16 protein-coding genes and 1 pseudogene are annotated in these 16,251 nt (G+C 44.7%); 16 read left to right on the forward strand and 1 reads right to left on the reverse strand.

Annotated features, from left to right (window positions below):
• Window positions 1–89: 89 nt before the first annotated feature.
• Together OKX00_RS04130 and OKX00_RS04135 are read left to right on the forward strand one after the other, a co-directional pair.
• The gene (locus OKX00_RS04130; protein WP_053356967.1) at window positions 90–1,250 is read left to right on the forward strand and encodes a sensor histidine kinase; all 1,161 of its coding nucleotides are present in this window, start codon (window positions 90–92) and stop codon (window positions 1,248–1,250) included.
• Window positions 1,247–1,987 carry a response regulator gene (locus tag OKX00_RS04135; protein ID WP_053356968.1) on the forward strand — a complete coding sequence of 247 codons (741 nt, stop codon included), beginning with the start codon at window positions 1,247–1,249 and terminating at the stop codon, window positions 1,985–1,987. Before OKX00_RS04130 ends, OKX00_RS04135 begins: the two co-directional genes overlap by 4 nt.
• Window positions 1,988–2,283: 296 nt before the next feature.
• Here the strand turns inward: OKX00_RS04135 and OKX00_RS04140 are convergent, their stop codons facing one another.
• Window positions 2,284–4,086, reverse strand: coding sequence for an ATP-binding protein (locus tag OKX00_RS04140; RefSeq protein ID WP_265409546.1), 1,803 nt, complete (start codon window positions 4,084–4,086; stop codon window positions 2,284–2,286).
• Window positions 4,087–4,301: 215 nt separating this feature from the next.
• Between OKX00_RS04140 and OKX00_RS04145 the strand changes: the two genes are divergently transcribed.
• The 14 genes and pseudogenes from OKX00_RS04145 to OKX00_RS04215 form a co-directional block, all read left to right on the forward strand.
• Window positions 4,302–5,276 carry an ROK family protein gene (locus tag OKX00_RS04145; RefSeq protein ID WP_265409547.1) on the forward strand — a complete coding sequence of 325 codons (975 nt, stop codon included), beginning with the start codon at window positions 4,302–4,304 and terminating at the stop codon, window positions 5,274–5,276.
• 128 nt (window positions 5,277–5,404) lie between these two features.
• A complete protein-coding gene (locus OKX00_RS04150) occupies window positions 5,405–6,253 on the forward strand; it encodes a DegV family protein (protein ID WP_265409548.1) in 849 nt (282 codons plus the stop codon).
• A gap of 305 nt (window positions 6,254–6,558) precedes the next feature.
• Window positions 6,559–8,058 carry an ATP-dependent helicase ComFA gene (locus tag OKX00_RS04155; protein ID WP_265409549.1) on the forward strand — a complete coding sequence of 500 codons (1,500 nt, stop codon included), beginning with the start codon at window positions 6,559–6,561 and terminating at the stop codon, window positions 8,056–8,058.
• Complete coding sequence (locus OKX00_RS04160; RefSeq protein WP_265409550.1) at window positions 8,055–8,768, forward strand: ComF family protein; 714 nt, start codon at window positions 8,055–8,057, stop codon at window positions 8,766–8,768. The genes OKX00_RS04155 and OKX00_RS04160 overlap by 4 nt, the downstream gene beginning before the upstream one ends.
• A 100-nt stretch (window positions 8,769–8,868) precedes the next feature.
• Window positions 8,869–9,261, forward strand: a complete 393-nt coding sequence (locus OKX00_RS04165) for a TIGR03826 family flagellar region protein (protein WP_265409551.1) — start codon at window positions 8,869–8,871, stop codon at window positions 9,259–9,261.
• A 103-nt stretch (window positions 9,262–9,364) separates the two neighbouring features.
• Window positions 9,365–9,625 (forward strand): flagellar biosynthesis anti-sigma factor FlgM, encoded by a 261-nt coding sequence (gene flgM, locus OKX00_RS04170; protein ID WP_265409552.1) that lies wholly within the window; start codon window positions 9,365–9,367, stop codon window positions 9,623–9,625.
• A gap of 9 nt (window positions 9,626–9,634) precedes the next feature.
• Window positions 9,635–10,093, forward strand: coding sequence for a flagellar protein FlgN (locus OKX00_RS04175; protein WP_265409553.1), 459 nt, complete (start codon window positions 9,635–9,637; stop codon window positions 10,091–10,093).
• A 15-nt stretch (window positions 10,094–10,108) separates the two neighbouring features.
• Window positions 10,109–11,626, forward strand: a complete 1,518-nt coding sequence (gene flgK, locus OKX00_RS04180) for a flagellar hook-associated protein FlgK (protein ID WP_265409554.1) — start codon at window positions 10,109–10,111, stop codon at window positions 11,624–11,626.
• Window positions 11,627–11,636: 10 nt separating this feature from the next.
• Window positions 11,637–12,551 carry a flagellar hook-associated protein FlgL gene (gene flgL / locus OKX00_RS04185; RefSeq protein WP_265409555.1) on the forward strand — a complete coding sequence of 305 codons (915 nt, stop codon included), beginning with the start codon at window positions 11,637–11,639 and terminating at the stop codon, window positions 12,549–12,551.
• Window positions 12,552–12,598: 47 nt separating this feature from the next.
• A complete protein-coding gene (locus OKX00_RS04190; protein ID WP_322114347.1) occupies window positions 12,599–13,177 on the forward strand; it encodes a DUF6470 family protein in 579 nt (192 codons plus the stop codon).
• A gap of 12 nt (window positions 13,178–13,189) precedes the next feature.
• On the forward strand, window positions 13,190–13,633 hold the full coding sequence (gene fliW, locus OKX00_RS04195) for a flagellar assembly protein FliW (RefSeq protein WP_265409556.1): 444 nt from the start codon (window positions 13,190–13,192) through the stop codon (window positions 13,631–13,633).
• A gap of 3 nt (window positions 13,634–13,636) precedes the next feature.
• Complete coding sequence (gene csrA, locus OKX00_RS04200) at window positions 13,637–13,861, forward strand: carbon storage regulator CsrA (RefSeq protein WP_265409557.1); 225 nt, start codon at window positions 13,637–13,639, stop codon at window positions 13,859–13,861.
• A 147-nt stretch (window positions 13,862–14,008) separates the two neighbouring features.
• Window positions 14,009–15,445, forward strand: a complete 1,437-nt coding sequence (locus OKX00_RS23200) for a flagellin N-terminal helical domain-containing protein (protein WP_322114348.1) — start codon at window positions 14,009–14,011, stop codon at window positions 15,443–15,445.
• Between the two features lie 340 nt (window positions 15,446–15,785).
• Window positions 15,786–15,902 (forward strand): annotated as a pseudogene (locus OKX00_RS04215) (flagellin); the annotation flags it as partial.
• Window positions 15,903–16,251: the final 349 nt, after the last annotated feature.

Genomic DNA, 16,251 nt, shown 5'->3' on the forward strand with positions numbered 1-16,251 from the left:
TAAGAAAGACCCAAGCTTAAATTAGGTAGGATGGTTCTAGAACTAAAGTCTGTTCTTCTTTATCGTTTTAATTGGAGGATATTTACAAGATGGCAGCTAAAACACAAATCGATCCAAAGCTTTTAGATGGCATTCTTACAGAAACCATCAATACCGTTAAAGTAAGCCAGACTCAAGTGTTTGATATCAGCGAGGAATCTCGGCAGGAGTTTCTTCGGCTGAATAAAGAGCTTGAAGATGTGAAGGAAAAAGCGCTCGAGGCCATTGACCGGTCGGACCTGCTTGAAGAAAGGTCCAAGATTGCCAGGTCAAAGCTCGCTCAAGTAAGCAAACATTTTCAAAAGTACAGTGAGGGCGATATTCGCGACGCATACGAAAGCGCGAACGCCATTCAGATCGAAATGTCCATTGCCCGCCAGACGGAAAAACAGCTGCGGGAAAAACGAAACGATTTGGAAAGGCGCTTAAATGGCCTGAAAGAGACGGTGTCTAAAGCAGAATCACTCGTCGGCCAGATATCGGTTGTCCTGAACTATTTAAGCGGAGATTTACTGAAAATTAATGAGCTTGTGGAAGATGCCAAGCAAAAGCAGGAATTTGGCCTTCAGATCATTGAAGCTCAAGAGGAAGAACGCCGCCGGGTATCACGTGAGATCCATGACGGTCCGGCCCAGCTTATGGCTAATGTGTTGATTCGTTCCGAGCTGGTCGAAAAGGTGTTTAATGAAAAAGGTACAAAAGCAGCAGTAACTGAAATTAGAGACTTAAGAGAGATGGTCAGAGCCTCCTTAAGGGAAGTCAGGAGAATTATCTATGATCTCCGGCCAATGGCGCTTGATGACCTTGGGCTCGTCCCTACATTAAAAAAATACTTGCGCAACGTCCAGGAAAGTACCGGTATTGAGATCGAACTTGTTCCGATGGGGAATGAGCGGAGATTTCATACGAAGATGGAAATAGCGTTATTTCGATTGATTCAAGAAGCTGTCCAGAATTCTTGCAAGCATGCAGAGCCGAAGAACATCTCGGTGAAAATTGAATTCACGGACCGCAATGTATCCTTATTTGTAAAAGATGACGGTAAAGGTTTCGATGCCACAGTACCGCAAAAGACCAATTCATTTGGGCTGATCGGCATGAGAGAACGCGTGGAGCTGCTGGAAGGCACTCTGAAAATCAATTCGCGTCTCAACATTGGAACCAACGTTTATATTCAAATACCTATACGAGATCGGGAGGGTTCAGAATGAGAAGTGTAGATGTTTATGAATCCAGTGCCTCTGCACCGGACAAAACAAGAATTGCAATTATTGATGACCATCGATTGTTCCGGGAAGGCGTAAAGCGCATCCTGGATATGGAGGACGAATTCTCTGTTGTAGCCGAAGGAGATGACGGTTCAGAAGCCGAGGATATCGTGAACGAGCACCATCCTGATGTTGTGCTGATGGATATCAACATGCCGCATATCAATGGTGTAGAAGCAACACGCCGTTTGGTTGAAAAGGCTCCCGATACGAAAGTGATCATTCTCTCCATCCATGATGACGAGACCTATGTGACGCATGCGGTTCAGACAGGGGCTTCCGGCTATCTGTTAAAAGAAATGGATGCTGACTCCCTGATTGAAGCAGTGAAAGTCGTAGCAGATGGCGGAGCGTATCTTCACCCGAAGATTACGTACAATCTATTAAATGAGTTCCGCCGTTTGTCTACAACAACGAAGAACAATGCCAACAATCCGAACAACATCGGCCTTAACGAAATTGAGTACCGCAAACCGCTTCATATCCTGACACGCCGTGAATGTGAAGTACTGCAATTGCTGGCAGACGGAAAAAGCAACCGCGGTATCGGGGAAGACCTGTTCATTTCTGAGAAAACAGTTAAAAACCATGTGAGCAATATTCTTCAAAAAATGAATGTGAACGACCGAACCCAGGCGGTTGTTGAAGCCATTAAAAACGGCTGGGTAAAGGTAAAATAGTAAATGCTTGTGGAAGCCCGGTTCTGTTTGAGCCAGGCTTTTTTTATTTGTTAACCTTTGCAGCTCTTGAGGGCGGTTGATCTCCGTTCCAGGATGCTCGCTTTTACCGGCGTAAACGCCTCCTTTCGCAGGGCGTGCGCTGAACCCCTCGGCGCAAGCGCCTGCGGGTTTCACCTGTCACACCCGTCCCGCTGGAGTCTCGCACCTTGCACTCCAATCAACTTGTCAATGAGGGCACTTTACAGAAATGTTCCAAAACAACAATCTTTTAGAAAACAGCCTTCATTTAAAACCCTTCAGCTTGCTGTCGGGCTTGGAAGTTCTGTCACACTTTCAGCCGGGAGCGTGATCTCTGCAAGCGTCCCCTCGCCGAGCGTACTCGTGAAACGTAAATGCCCCATATGGTTATCCAGAATCTTTTGGCTGACCATCAATCCGAGTCCCTTGCCGTTCTCTTTCGTCGTGAAAAAAGGATGAAAGAGCTGTCTTAAGTGGACTTCAGATATTCCCACCCCTTCGTCCTTGATCTGAATGAGCAGATTTTCGTTTTGAATGCCTGTAACGGTTATTGTTACCTTGCCGCCATCAGGCATAGCTTCGATCGCGTTCTTGATCACATTAACAAACACTTTCTTTAACTGGTTTTCTTCGCCTTTAACTGTTCCGCTGTCAATGTAAAACTGCGTCTCAATCTGTGTATTGTTGAGGCTTGCCTGCCCGGTCAAAAGCAGGGTAACCTGTTTGATCAAGGGGAGCAGGTCGATCCGCTTTGTCATCGTCAAATGAGGCTTAGCCAGCACCATAAATTCATTGGTAATGAGATTAATGGATTCAATCTCTTCCAGCATGATATTTAAATATTCTTCACGGCCAGGAATGTTGGGATGATCTTTGAACATCTGTGTAAAACCTTTAAGCGAGGTGAGGGGATTGCGGATCTCATGGGCAACCCCGGCAGCAAGTTCTCCGACAACGGCTAGTTTTTCCGACAGGCGTAATTTCTTTTCCATGCGCCTGAATTCTGTCAGGTCCTTGATCGTACCGATAATGCCGATCAGTTTGTTCTCAACAAAATAAGGGATATTTGTAATTTCTGCCTCGAACTCTGTTCCGTTTTTATGTTTGATGCGTGTCTCGCGTTTGATCGGTTCACCGGCAAGTGTACGCTGAAAAAACTCTTCTGTTCTCTCTGCTTCTGATGGGGCCAGGAGAAAGGTATAGAGAGAGCCCTGCAGTTCATCTGCAGAATAGCCAGTGATCTTTTCTAAAGAATCATTGCCGCCTGTAATCTTTCTGTCCTTGCCGATCATATAAACGCCATCTGGATTCAGTGCGATTAAGGAATGGTTGCGCTGTTCGCTTTCATCCAGCTGCAATGATTTCAGCTTCAGCTGCTGATCACTCATTGCCCCCAGTACATACAGAAGTGCGATGAACAGCGAAGCAACGATTACAATAGCCGTAGCGATCAAAGAAAGACTTCCGAGGCGTGGATCGTGCATGACAAGAAAAATGTGATGAGACTTCATAAGCATCGCTTTTTCACCGATATAATGTAATCCCGTCAATGCCAAAACCATAAACAGACTATTGATGAATTGGGTGAATAATGAGGGCTGAGAGGCAGAAAATTGGCGGTAGAGCGCGATGCCTGAAAATAGATAAGCGGCTGCAGCAGCAAGCATAGACATAAAAAAGTCATAGTGGAGATTGGAGTTTATTGCTGCTGTTTTCATTCCGAAATAATGAAGGGCGATGATGCAGGAGCCCATGAAGAAGGCAGAAAGAAAGACACTGCTTTTTTTATGAAAGGATTTGGTGAAATAAAAGGCCCCATATGTTCCGGCAACAGCGATCAGCATACATTGGCTTATGGCGGGAATATGATGGGCTGCAGTCAAAGACATGTTCACAGACATCATCCCGACGAAATGCGTACCCCATATTCCAATCCCCATGGTCAATGAAGCACTGAACAGCCACAAACGGCGGGATGACATCGTTTTACGGTTACTTCTGCGGACAAAATCTAGGGCGACGAATGTGTAGACAATGGAAACGACGACAGATAGTGCCACGATATATAGATTATGCTGCATAGTATGAAGTACCTCCAATTCATGAATATATTTTACTAATTTCTTACAATTTCGACGTTTTCCTTCTTTTACTCTCAAATTTTTACAAAAAAATTATTAGGTCCATTGAACCCTCTTTAAGAAGGACTCTTACCATAGAACCATGTCCTGTTTTTAAACCGTTTTTTTCTATCCTGCCAGGGGTAATAGTAAGAAAAACAGGAGTGGTGGCATACATGGGAGATAAATATTACTTAACAACAGATATTGGCGGTACCAGTGTGGAAGCAGCCCTTTTTGAAGCAGATGGTACAATGCTGGCAAACAGAGAATTTCCGACACAGGAATTTGTGGATTCCGGTGTTTTAATAGAATTGGCGAAACAAGCTAAAGAGATGGCTGAAGAAAAGAATGTCAGCTGGGAGGATATTGTTTCGGCAGGGATCGTGGCACCAGGTGTCATTGATCCGGATAAGGGCGTAGTGTTTCATGCCCCTAATCTAAAGTGGCAGGATTATGAGCTGAAAAAAGAAGCAGAAGAAATGCTGGGCGTACCTGTTCATATCGATAATGACGTAAATGGCGGATTGTTGGGCGAGGTCTATTACGGAGCCGCAAAGGGAAAGAAAAATGTCCTGCTATTCATGATCGGAACGAGCATCGGGGCAGGGTTATTGATCAACGGTGAAATCTACCGCGGAGCCCATTGGGCATCAGGGGAGGTGGGCCATATGATCAGCGATCCTGAAGCGGCTGCGGGTTCATTTATTCCAATCAGGGATGGATATGGCTTTTTAAGCAGCAAAATGGGCGGTGTGGCCATCGCACACCATTACCGGGAGGCAAAGCGGCTGGACGGTGAGGTTTCTGGAGAAGAGCTAAATAGATTGAAAGCATCAGATGTGTTTCAGTTCGCGGAGGAGGGAGACAAGCTCGCCCAGGGCATTATACGGGAAGGCATCCTTCATATGGGGATGGCCATCGTCAATGCTGCTGCCCTTATCAATCCTGAAACGATCGTCATCGGCGGAGGCGTTGCTCAGTCGGGAAATTGGTTCCTCGGAAAAATAAAAAGCATGCTTGAAGAGTTTGTGCCGTGCCCGACCGAGGTTGTCCTTGCGGGATTAAAGGATCAATCACCGCTCTATGGGGCGCTGGCTCTTTGTCAGTTCATGGATAAAGAGGAAAAGGTTCAGGCAGGAAATGGATGAAAGATGGAGAAGGAAAGAAAAACAGAGATAAAGAAATGCGCCGTTTTAATGAAAACGGTGCCTGTTTCGTGTAAACTACTAACGTAGATGAGACGATGGACGAAATATTGTCAGGAAAGGAAATTACAATGAGCAAGGTAGCGATAATGACAGACAGCACGGCATATATACCGGAACACATCAGAAACGAAAAAAACATTGTAATGATTCCGCTCAACGTTATTTTTGGCAATGAATCGTATAAGGAAGAAGTGGAGCTTAACAAGGATGATTTTTACGAGATGGTTGGCAAGGGAGGAGCCCTTCCTAAAACGTCACAGCCATCCATCGGCGAACTCGCAGACACGCTCGAACGATTGTCAAAGAATTATGATGAGGCGATCATGATCACCCTATCGAGCGGCATCAGCGGTACATACCAAAGCGCTCTAAGCGCCGCAGACATGGTGGAAGGCATCAAGTTCCATGTGTTTGATTCTGAGATCAGCTGCGCCCCGCAAGCCTTTTATACATACAAAGCAGTCGATATGGCGAAAGAGGGAGCAAATGCAACGGAAATCATGGAGAAACTGAACTCCATTAAAGAGCGAGGCATTCCCGCCTATTTCGTGGTCGATGATCTCAATCACTTGCATCGCGGCGGACGTATGAACGCGGCCCAGCTTCTCGTCGGGAATCTTCTGCAGATCAAGCCTGTGCTTCATTTTCAGGATAAAAGAATAGTTCCTTTCGAAAAAATCCGTACAAAGAAAAAAGCGATCTCCCGCATTCATCAGCTCATGGAGCAATCGGTAAAGCCGGATGAGAGTTTCAAAGTCAGTGTGATCCATGCCCAGCGTGAAGAGGAAGCGAAGGAAATCGCAGCCGATATTCAGGGGAGATATCCCAATGCTGTTGTCTCGGTAGATTATTTTGGCCCTGTTATTGGGACTCACCTTGGTGAGGGATCGATTGGAATTACGTGGATGAAAAATTAAATAAAGGCTGTTTTCGTAATCTTTGTTGCTTACTGAGAGTGGTTGATTTCCGTTACAGGCTGCTCGCTTTCCGCGGGGCGTGCGTTAAGCCCCACGGCGCAAGCGCCTTTGGGTCTTACCTGTCACGCTACCCCCGCAGGAGTCTCGCACCTTGCACTCCAATCAACTTGGCAATGAAGGATTCTTACAGAAGTCTTCCCAAAGCAACAATCTTTTAGAAAAGAGCGTTTAGAAAAGAATCAAAGTCTAAATAAACATACGGAGGGATTTTATATGAAAATTCCTATTCAACAGGAGACGACACCATGAGGTTCGTCTCTTTTTTTGTTGATGGAAAAAGCGTGGCGGTTCCTGAAGTGCTGAAGCCGCCAGTTGTCAGTGCTGTGCCTGTTTCCTTTCACAAGCTTCAAGTCCTTGATACCCCCGATTTTAGTGAGGTAGACCCCTTTTCTGCTGAACTACAAGCCTCTTTATCAGGCAAACTCCTCTTGTTTGAAGAACTTCCCTACTCGATTGATGTGATTCATGAGCATTATCTTAATGGGGGCCTAACCTATGAAAAAGGAATTGAAGAAGCTGGCGGTTCGTTTGTATGCAAGCGTTGTGGCAACGATAAGCCGCGTTTGTTTTCGTCTTTTTCCTGTTTTCGTTGTAAGGAGAAGGAATGTGTATACTGCCGGAAGTGCCTTGTGATGGGTCGGGTGAGCCAGTGTACACCGCTTGTCCGCTGGTGCGGTCCTGAGCTGGAATGGAAGCAGGATGAAGTTGCTTTGACGTGGACGGGTAAGTTGTCGGCTGCTCAGGGGAAGGCTTCGGATGAGTTGGTTTCCCGGGTTGGGGGTAAAGGCGAGTTGCTGATCTGGGCGGTGTGCGGTGCAGGGAAAACAGAGGTGCTTTTTCATGGTATGGAAAAAGCGTTGAAGGCTGGTTTGCGGGTTTGTATTGCCACGCCAAGAACCGATGTTGTGCTCGAACTGCTGCCTCGGCTGCGCAAAGTGTTTCCTGGTATTACTTTGGCAGGTTTGTATGGAGGAAGCGAGGAAAAGCTGGAAGGTGCACAGCTTGTGGTTTCAACAACACACCAATTATATCGTTATCGGGATGCGTTTGATCTCGTGGTGGTTGATGAAGTGGATGCTTTTCCGTATTCGTATGACTCGTCACTGGAGCATGCGGTTCTTCAGGCAAAGAAGGAGGATGCCCTGCTCGTATATTTGAGTGCAACTCCAGGAAGGAAGATGAAAAAAAGAGCAGTGGCAGGAGTGCTTCCTCATGTGAAGATTCCGCTTCGGTTCCATGGCTACCCGCTGCCTGCTCCTCAGTTTGTATGGTGCGGGAATTGGAAGAAGAGATTGAAGAAAGGCAGATTGCCGAGCAACGTGATGAACTGGGTGGGGCGTCAGTTAGAGATGAAGAGGCAGGGGTTTCTGTTTGTTCCGTCTGTTTCGGCTCTTCATCAGGTGGCGGCGTTATTGCAGGCAGTTTTCCCGGGTATTGAGGGTGTGCATGCAGAAGATCCTGATCGTAAAGAAAAGGTCATGAAGTTCCGGAATGGTGAGATATCCATATTGGTGACAACGACGATTCTAGAGCGCGGTGTTACAGTTCCCTATACGGATGTAGCAGTGCTCGGTGCAGAAGAGGATATTTTTACGGAGAGTGCACTCGTGCAGATTTCCGGCCGTGCCGGACGAAGCAAGGATGACCCGGCAGGAGAGGTTGTGTTTTTTCATTATGGAAAAACGAATGCGATGGTGAATGCTAGACGGCACATTGAAGGGATGAATCAGGAGGCTGGTTTATGAATTATTGCCTGTATTGTGATGAAGGCTTTTACGAGACGGTGAGCTGGAGCTTTGTGCTTGGCATTGCTGGTGATATGCACTTTTGCGAGGAATGCAGCTCTTCCTTAGAGAGAATTGAAGGGGAAATATGTGAGATCTGCGGACGCTCTTTTTCTTTATTTCCCGAGCAATATCGACAAGATAACCGTTGTAACGACTGTATACGTTGGGAAGAAGACGACAATTGGCGCGGTGTTCTTGTTAAGAACCGGTCATTGTATGTCTACAACGATTTTTTGAAGGAACTGATCAGCCGGCTGAAATATAGAGGTGATGCCGAGCTGGTGAAGGGGTTTAGGAAGGACCTTCAAAACATTTTTCGGCACGAGATTAAAGGATATGTAGTTGTACCTGTGCCATTGAGCCAGGAGCGGCATTATGAGCGGGGATTTAACCAGGCACAGTTGCTGGCGGAATTATTGGGTTTAGATGTCGTGCATGCACTGAAAAGGGTCTTGCATGAAAAGAAGCAGAGTAAGAAGTCGAGGCAGGAGCGGCTGGAGATGAAGGAAACGATTTTTGAGCTGGCAGATGGTTGTGATTTGATAAAAGGAAGAAAGGTTGTCCTTATTGATGACGTATATACAACGGGGGCAACGCTCAGACAGGCTGCAAGGGTGCTGAAGGAAGCAAGTGCTTTGCAGGTTTCGTCCATCACTCTCGGCCGATGAGGAAGGTTTTCACTTTTTTTGTTTAGTTAGGATGAGGGTCTATCAACATTCCAATCTTCCTTCCGATAATTACGGTAGAGATACTAGAGGAGTGATCGGAATGGGAGAATTGAAAAATTGCCCAAGCTGTGGAAATTTGTATGTTCAGCACCTTCGTTCAGTATGTGATTCGTGCTACACGGAAGAAGAGCTGATGTTTGAAAAGGTGTTTAAGTATATGAGGAAGCGGGAGAACCGGCAGGCAACCTTGCTTGATGTTCATCAGCAAACAGGGGTGGATGAAGAGAAAATCACAAAGTTTATCCGCCAGGGCAGAATCCGTGTGGTCGGGTTTCCGAACTTTTATTATCCATGTGAAACATGTGAAGGGCCGACCCAGGAAGGGCGACTTTGCAGCTCATGTAAAAAGAAAATCATGGGTGATCTCAAAACCAATGAATTCGAAGCGCAAAAGAAGCTTGTTGATCTAGGAAGGTCTTACTATACCGATTAATCAAAAGTCCTATTTTTACGTGAAGAACTTCAGTCTTTATATTTCAAACCGATATAAGAAATAGGAAATGCAGGAGCGATCCTGCTTAATAGAGGTGAATCCTATGAAGATCAATAGCTTTAATCATGTCAATATTAACCCTTACACTAAACAAAGCCCACAATATTCCAAAAACGAGGAAAAGATGAAGCAGAGCGACGAAATTCAAATCTCAGCCGAAGCGAAAGAACTTCAATTATCACAGCAATTTTCAGTAAGCCGTCAGGATAAAATACATGAAATTAAAACCCAGATTGATTCCGGCCAGTACCAGTCAGATGCAAGAGAGGTCGCCCGGAAGTTCTATCAGTTCTGGAATAACTAGGAGGATCTCATGGCGCTAACGGACATGAAATCTTTATTAAACAAGCTGCTCGACGTCCACCGTGAGCTTAACAGCATCGCTGAACAGAAAACAGCGATCTTAAAAACAGGTGACGTCAAAGTGCTCGATGCCTTGATACTTAAAGAGAATGAACATGTTAAAACCTTGATGGAGCTTGAAGAAGTTCGTAACAAAACAAGCGACATCACAATGTCTGAACTGATTGAACAGGCTGCGCCAACTGAAAAGGGACAGCTTGAAGATCTTCAATATGAGCTTTCAAAAGAATACATGCTTTTAAAGGAACGCAATGAGCTGAACCAGCAGCTGATCCATCAGTCGCTGCAGTTTGTGAACATGTCATTGAACATGTTCATGCCAGAGCCTGAAAAAGTAACATACAGCCGTCCGCAGGCAAAGGAATATGCGGGAGCAGGGAGCTTTTCCCTGTTTGATTCAAAAGCCTAGAACGGAGGAACATTCATGGTATCAACGTTTCACGGGTTAGAGACCGCCCGCCGCGGAATGACAACCCAGCAATATGCCCTTCAAGTGACCGGGCAGAACATCGCCAATGCCAACACAACCGGATACTCCCGCCAACGGGTCAATTTTACCCAGACGGAGCCTTATCCCGCACCAGCTATGAACCGCCCGCAAGTCCCTGGACAGATGGGAACTGGTGTACAAGCTGGGTCGATTCAACGTGTGAGGGAAAGCTTCTTGGATGTGCAGTTCCGCGGTGAGAACACAAAGTCCGGATATTGGGGAGCCAGAAGCGAATCTCTGGAGAAAATGGAAGATATCATGAATGAGCCAAGTGATAACGGCTTGTCCAAGACCCTCGATCAGTTCTGGCAATCACTTCAGGATTTAGCGGTAAATCCTGAAGACGATGGTGCCCGTTCTGTCGTTCGCCAGCGCGGAGTAGCAGTCGCTGAGACCTTTAACTATCTATCAACCTCGTTATCTACCATCCGAGATGATATTAAGAGTCAGGTGGATATTTCTGTAAAAGAGATCAACTCCATCGCTGAACAGATCAATAACATCAACCAGCAGATCAGTGAGATCGAGCCGCACGGCTATCTTCCGAATGATCTGTATGATGAAAGAGACCAGCTGGTGGACCGCCTTTCCCAGCTTGTGAATGTAAAAGTTACTAAATCGTCGAGCAGCCCTACCGATTCGCCGCTTGCTGAAGGAAAGTACTCGATCGAGCTGATGGATCCGTCCGGAACCTCATTAGGGAAACTGGTAGATGGCGCGAGCACTCCGATCTCTTTTAAAACACTGTCTGTTAATGAGAGTAACGGGAATATTTCCGGATTTTCTTTAGGTGGTACAGCGTTGTCTTCCACTTCATTTGGAGGAAAGCTTGAAGGACTGACTTCGGCTTACAATAATGATTACCCAGCTATGCTGGATCAGCTGGACAATCTGGCACTTGATTTTGCGAAAGCGTTTAATACTGTTCATAGCAGTGGATGGAGCTTGAATGATATTAATAGTCCGACTGGAACTCAAACAACACACGACTTTTTTGCATTGGAGAATCCAGCCACAACTGCAAGTGATCAAGTGAAGATCGATGGTACCACTCCTGCAAAGGGAGCCGCCAAGCTTCTTAAAGTTTCTTCCGATATTACAAGCGATTTGAAAAACATCGCTGCGGCTACAAGCAAAGCAGCAGGTGATGGAAGCAATGCTTTGAATCTGGCAGGTGTAAAAGACTCTACCAATCTAAAGTCAAAATATGAAGGTGCGATTGGAAAAATGGCAGTTGATGCCCAGCAGGCGAACCGTATGGCTGCCAACTCGGATACACTCGCACATTCCGTCGATCAGCGCCGCCAATCGGTAAGCGGCGTCTCACTGGATGAAGAGATGACCAATATGATTCAATTCCAGCATGCTTACAACGCATCTGCACGAATGATTACAATGGTCGATCAGATACTGGATAAAATTATTAACGGTATGGGTGTTGGAGGAAGGTAGGTGACAAGTCATGCGCGTAACACAAAGCATGCTATCAGGAAACATGCTGCGTAACCTTAGCAGCAGCTATGCAAAAATGGGAGAATACCAGGATCAGCTTTCCACAGGAAAGAAGATTACAAGACCATCACAGGATCCGGTCGTCGCGATGAAAGGGATGGCCTATCGTACAAACTTGAGTGAGGTTGAACAGTTTAAACGTAACTTTGGAGAAGGCTATAACTGGGTAGAAAGCTCGGATGATGCCCTCGATAAAGCGACCAGCGCTCTGCAGCGTATCCGTGAGCTGACTGTTCAGGCTTCCAATGGAACCTATGAAGACAACCAGAAGGCAGCGATTGGTGAAGAAATCAAACAGCTGAAAGAACATCTGGTCACCATCGCCAACACACAGGTTGCCGGAAAATATATCTTCAACGGAAATGACACGACGAATGCTCCGGTAACCATCGTGAACGGAGATGTCACACAAGTCTCGACGAACACCAATGATGTGAAAATCGAACTCTCTAAAGGCATTCAGCTTGGAGTAAATGTGAAAGGTTCGGATATTTTCACAACGAGTACGAATCCAGGGGACGGTTTGTTCAGTGATCTATCTGCACTGGAAAAAGCATTGGATAACCAAACTACACCAGCAGGGTACACAAAAGAGATCGGCAACTTTCTTGGATTGCTCGACGGTCATATTAATAAAATTGTGTCTCAAAGAGCAGAGCTTGGTGCAAAAAACAACCGCCTTGAACTGATGGAAGATCGAGTGGATGAACAGGAAGTCATTGCGAACCGTATCCTATCTGACAATGAAGATGCTGACGTGGAGCGTGTCATCACTGACATGAAATCTCAGGAAAGCGTTCTTCGGGCTGCCATGGGAGTTGGTTCCCGTATTATTCAGCCGTCATTATTGGACTTTTTACGTTAAAATGGAGCTATCCAATGTGATAGCTCTATCTTTTTTAGGGAGGAATTATGATGAGCGTTCCTCAGCTTAGAATGGAATCCACAAAAGGACAAATCGGGATAACGACCATCCAGCCGGTACAGGAGATTGAACAGCAGCCGGCTGATCTTGAAATTCAGCAGCCGAAAGCTGACCTAAGCATTGAAACCACACCAGGAAAATTGACTATTGACCAGTCACAGGCTAGGGCAGATATGGATTTAAAATCCATCGGCAGGAGAATTGAAGAGTTTGCTCAAAAAGGATACAGCGATTGGCTTGATGGATTAGCACGTATGGCTCAGCAGGGTGATGAACTGATGAAAATCGAAAATGGCGGCCAGCCCATTGCCGAACAGGCAAAAGAAAATGGAGAAAGTCCGATGTTTGAGTTCAATATCGGGTTTGTCCCTTCCGCAAACAGTGTAAGAACCAACTATGAACCAACAAAAGTAAACATCGACTGGCAGGTAAATAAACCTGTTATTGAAGCAAGGATTAACAAACCTCGTCATAGCTATAAGCCTGGTGAGGTGCATATTAGTATGAAGCAGTGGCCTTCTCTAATGATTGATGTAACCGGTCAGGAGATTGATCAAAAAAAGTAAAGTGGTGAAAACATGGAACTGAAAACGAAATTTCATGGAGATATAAAAGTTGAGCAAAAAAATGTGATTACCTTTGAACACGGAATTCCGGGATTTGAAGAGGAAAGAGAATTTGTTATTCTTCCGTTTGAAGATACACCGTTTTCTATCATGCAGTCTATTGCTGCACCAGGACTTGCCTTTGTAACAGCGGATCCTTTTATGTATTTTCCAGAATATGATTTTACCTTGCCAGACTCTGTTGTAAGTGAATTGGAAATCAAAGATCAGCAGGATATTTTCATTCAAGTAATCGTCACGCTGCGGGATGAATTAAAAGAATCTACAGCCAACTTGCAGGCCCCTGTAATCATTAACAAAGTAAAGAATATTGGGAAACAAGTTGTATTTAATGATAATCACTATACATCAAGGCATCTTATCTTTACAGCAGCTGCTGAAGAGCGGGGTGTGTAAAAGATGCTTGTACTGACACGCAAAAGTAAAGAAGGCATTCAAATTGGTGACGATATCGAAATCACGATCCTTGGCGTTGAAGGCGACCAAGTGAAATTAGGCATTAACGCACCGAAACAAGTAGAAATTCACCGCAAGGAAATTTATCTAGCGATTAAAGAAGAAAACAATGCAGCCTCAAATACTTCGATCAGCCTGATAGATCAATTAAAAACATTAATTAAGTAGAAATTTACTATAAACAATCTCATGAATAAGACGATATTAGTGGTGAGCAAGCAATCAAGATGTTTGGCGGCCGCAATCGTCTTTTTTGTTTGAATAATAATCCAACCACAAGGATGTGGGCGGACACATTTCAAGGAGGAAATTAAAATGAGAATCAATCACAACATCGCGGCACTTAACACGTACCGTCAGCTATCTAGTGCTTCAACAGCACAGGGTAAATCAATGGAAAAATTATCTTCTGGACTGCGCATTAACCGTGCAGGAGATGATGCCGCTGGTCTGGCAATATCTGAAAAAATGCGTGGTCAAATTCGTGGTTTAGATCAAGCATCTAGAAATGCTCAAGACGGTATTTCTTTAATTCAAACTGCTGAAGGCGCACTAAATGAAACTCATGACATTCTTCAACGTATGCGTGAATTAGCTGTACAATCCTCAAATGACACAAACACATCTGATGATCGTGCTGAAATTCAAAAAGAAGTTGCCCAATTAAAAAGTGAAGTAGATAGAATTTCTAATACTACTGAATTTAATACAAAGAAATTACTAAATGGCGATGCTACTGAAGCATTAACTTCTCAAGGAAGTAAGGTTGAATCTGCTGCACTTAAAGCTTTTGCAAGAAGCACTGGAGCTGGGGCAACTTCAGCTACAAATTCTGATATTCAAGGGAAAAGCTTTGTAATTAATGGTGTTACTGTAACTACCGGAGGTGCAATTGGTGGTGGATCAGCTGCAACGAATGCAGCTGCAGTTCGTGATGCAATTAATAATACTGCAGGTATTGGTGTAACAGCTTCTGTAGATGGGGCTAATAAACTTGTACTAGTTGGAAAACAAGCTGGACAAGATGTTACTGTAACTGGATCTGCCACAGATTTAGATAAAATTTTCGGTACAGGTCCAGCAACGACTTTTACAGCTGCTTCTGCAGTTTCAGGCACTACTCTACTACAAGATCTTGCTGATAGTAATGGTAATGCTATTGGTGTTTCAAGCGGATCCTTAACTTCATCTTTAACTAAAAATGGAACCGTTAATACTTCTGGTGCTACTGCAAACTCAACTACTCTTGATGTGAGTACATGGTTGGCAGATGTGAATTCCGACCTAGGCATTACAGGAACTGTCACAAATAAAGGAACCATTGAATTTACTGGGGCTAATGGCTTAGCAAATTCAATTACAGGTTTATCATTTACAGTAAGTGGAGCAACTAATTTTAATAATACTTTCTCAGCATTTACTGAAACCCAAAATGCTCAAGATGCTAAAGCTGATTCGTCACTTTCATTCCACATTGGTGCAAATAAAGACCAGACTATGTCTGTGGGAATTAAAGAAATGAGCACTAAAACTTTATCCCTAACTGGTGTTGATGTGACTTCAAAACAAGGGGCTGAAGCAGCGGTATCTGTCCTTGACAATTCTATTAAAAAAGTATCAGCTGAAAGATCTAAGTTAGGTGCTTATCAAAATCGCTTAGAACATTCAATTAACAACTTAAACACTTCTTCTGAAAACTTAACTGCTGCAGAATCACGTGTTCGTGACGTAGATTATGCTTTAGCTGCCTAGGCAGTAATAAGCACAGTCGTCCTGGCTGGTAACGGTCAGTGATTATTATCGGGTGAATTGCTGGAAACCCCTTAAGCTTTTCTTGCCACAACGTAGTTGGAAACGACAAGCGTGACGGTTCAAAAAAGAAAAGATTGGGCAATCAGCAGCCAAGCTCCTGTTTCGAAAGAGTGGAGAAGGTTCAACGACTAGGATAGACCATCTAAGGCGAAACGCTATGATGATGAAATCCGTAGGTGAGACAATGTGGTTCAGCATTGTTGATCCGAAGTGCCCGACCCCTACCAAATAGTTGGAGGGTGAAGATATAGTCTGGTCATTTATGAAAGTAAATGTTCGCACGATGGCGAAAGAAATGATGAACCAAACAAAGAATTCAATTCTTTCTCAAGCAGCACAAGCAATGCTGGCTCAATCCAATCAAATGCCTCAAGGAGTTTTACAACTCTTGAAGTAATGATTAAAAGGGCGTCTAGTTTGGTAACGAACTAGAGGATTACTGGGTGAATTGCTGGAACTTCCTAAAGCTTTCTCAACCACAGCGTAATTGGAAACAATAAGCGTAACGGTTTGAAAATGAGAAAGATGATACAATGGATAATCAGCAGCCAAGCTCCTGTCTCGAAAGAGTGGAGAAGGTTCAACGACTAGAATGTACTGTCTAAGGCTAATGCTATGACGATGAGATTCGTAGGGTGAGAAATCATTCGAAGTGCCCAGCCCCTTATATGTTAAGGGTGAAGATATAGTCTATTCTGTGGCTGAAAAGCACAGCGGCAAAGCAAGCCAACCAACAACCACAAGGA

The organism is Fictibacillus sp. KU28468 (assembly GCF_026153615.1).
Classification (GTDB): domain Bacteria; phylum Bacillota; class Bacilli; order Bacillales; family Fictibacillaceae; genus Fictibacillus_C; species Fictibacillus_C marinisediminis.

What these genes read in the sequence shown, in the direction of transcription:
- OKX00_RS04130 (WP_053356967.1), top strand. Translation starts at nt 90, where the DNA reads ATGGCAGCTAAAACACAAATCGATCCAAAGCTTTTAGATGGCATTCTT.
- OKX00_RS04135 (WP_053356968.1), top strand. Translation starts at nt 1,247, where the DNA reads ATGAGAAGTGTAGATGTTTATGAATCCAGTGCCTCTGCACCGGACAAA.
- OKX00_RS04140 (WP_265409546.1), bottom strand. Translation starts at nt 4,086, where the DNA reads ATGCAGCATAATCTATATATCGTGGCACTATCTGTCGTCGTTTCCATT.
- OKX00_RS04145 (WP_265409547.1), top strand. Translation starts at nt 4,302, where the DNA reads ATGGGAGATAAATATTACTTAACAACAGATATTGGCGGTACCAGTGTG.
- OKX00_RS04150 (WP_265409548.1), top strand. Translation starts at nt 5,405, where the DNA reads ATGAGCAAGGTAGCGATAATGACAGACAGCACGGCATATATACCGGAA.
- OKX00_RS04155 (WP_265409549.1), top strand. Translation starts at nt 6,559, where the DNA reads ATGAGGTTCGTCTCTTTTTTTGTTGATGGAAAAAGCGTGGCGGTTCCT.
- OKX00_RS04160 (WP_265409550.1), top strand. Translation starts at nt 8,055, where the DNA reads ATGAATTATTGCCTGTATTGTGATGAAGGCTTTTACGAGACGGTGAGC.
- OKX00_RS04165 (WP_265409551.1), top strand. Translation starts at nt 8,869, where the DNA reads ATGGGAGAATTGAAAAATTGCCCAAGCTGTGGAAATTTGTATGTTCAG.
- flgM (WP_265409552.1), top strand. Translation starts at nt 9,365, where the DNA reads ATGAAGATCAATAGCTTTAATCATGTCAATATTAACCCTTACACTAAA.
- OKX00_RS04175 (WP_265409553.1), top strand. Translation starts at nt 9,635, where the DNA reads ATGGCGCTAACGGACATGAAATCTTTATTAAACAAGCTGCTCGACGTC.
- flgK (WP_265409554.1), top strand. Translation starts at nt 10,109, where the DNA reads ATGGTATCAACGTTTCACGGGTTAGAGACCGCCCGCCGCGGAATGACA.
- flgL (WP_265409555.1), top strand. Translation starts at nt 11,637, where the DNA reads ATGCGCGTAACACAAAGCATGCTATCAGGAAACATGCTGCGTAACCTT.
- OKX00_RS04190 (WP_322114347.1), top strand. Translation starts at nt 12,599, where the DNA reads ATGATGAGCGTTCCTCAGCTTAGAATGGAATCCACAAAAGGACAAATC.
- fliW (WP_265409556.1), top strand. Translation starts at nt 13,190, where the DNA reads ATGGAACTGAAAACGAAATTTCATGGAGATATAAAAGTTGAGCAAAAA.
- csrA (WP_265409557.1), top strand. Translation starts at nt 13,637, where the DNA reads ATGCTTGTACTGACACGCAAAAGTAAAGAAGGCATTCAAATTGGTGAC.
- OKX00_RS23200 (WP_322114348.1), top strand. Translation starts at nt 14,009, where the DNA reads ATGAGAATCAATCACAACATCGCGGCACTTAACACGTACCGTCAGCTA.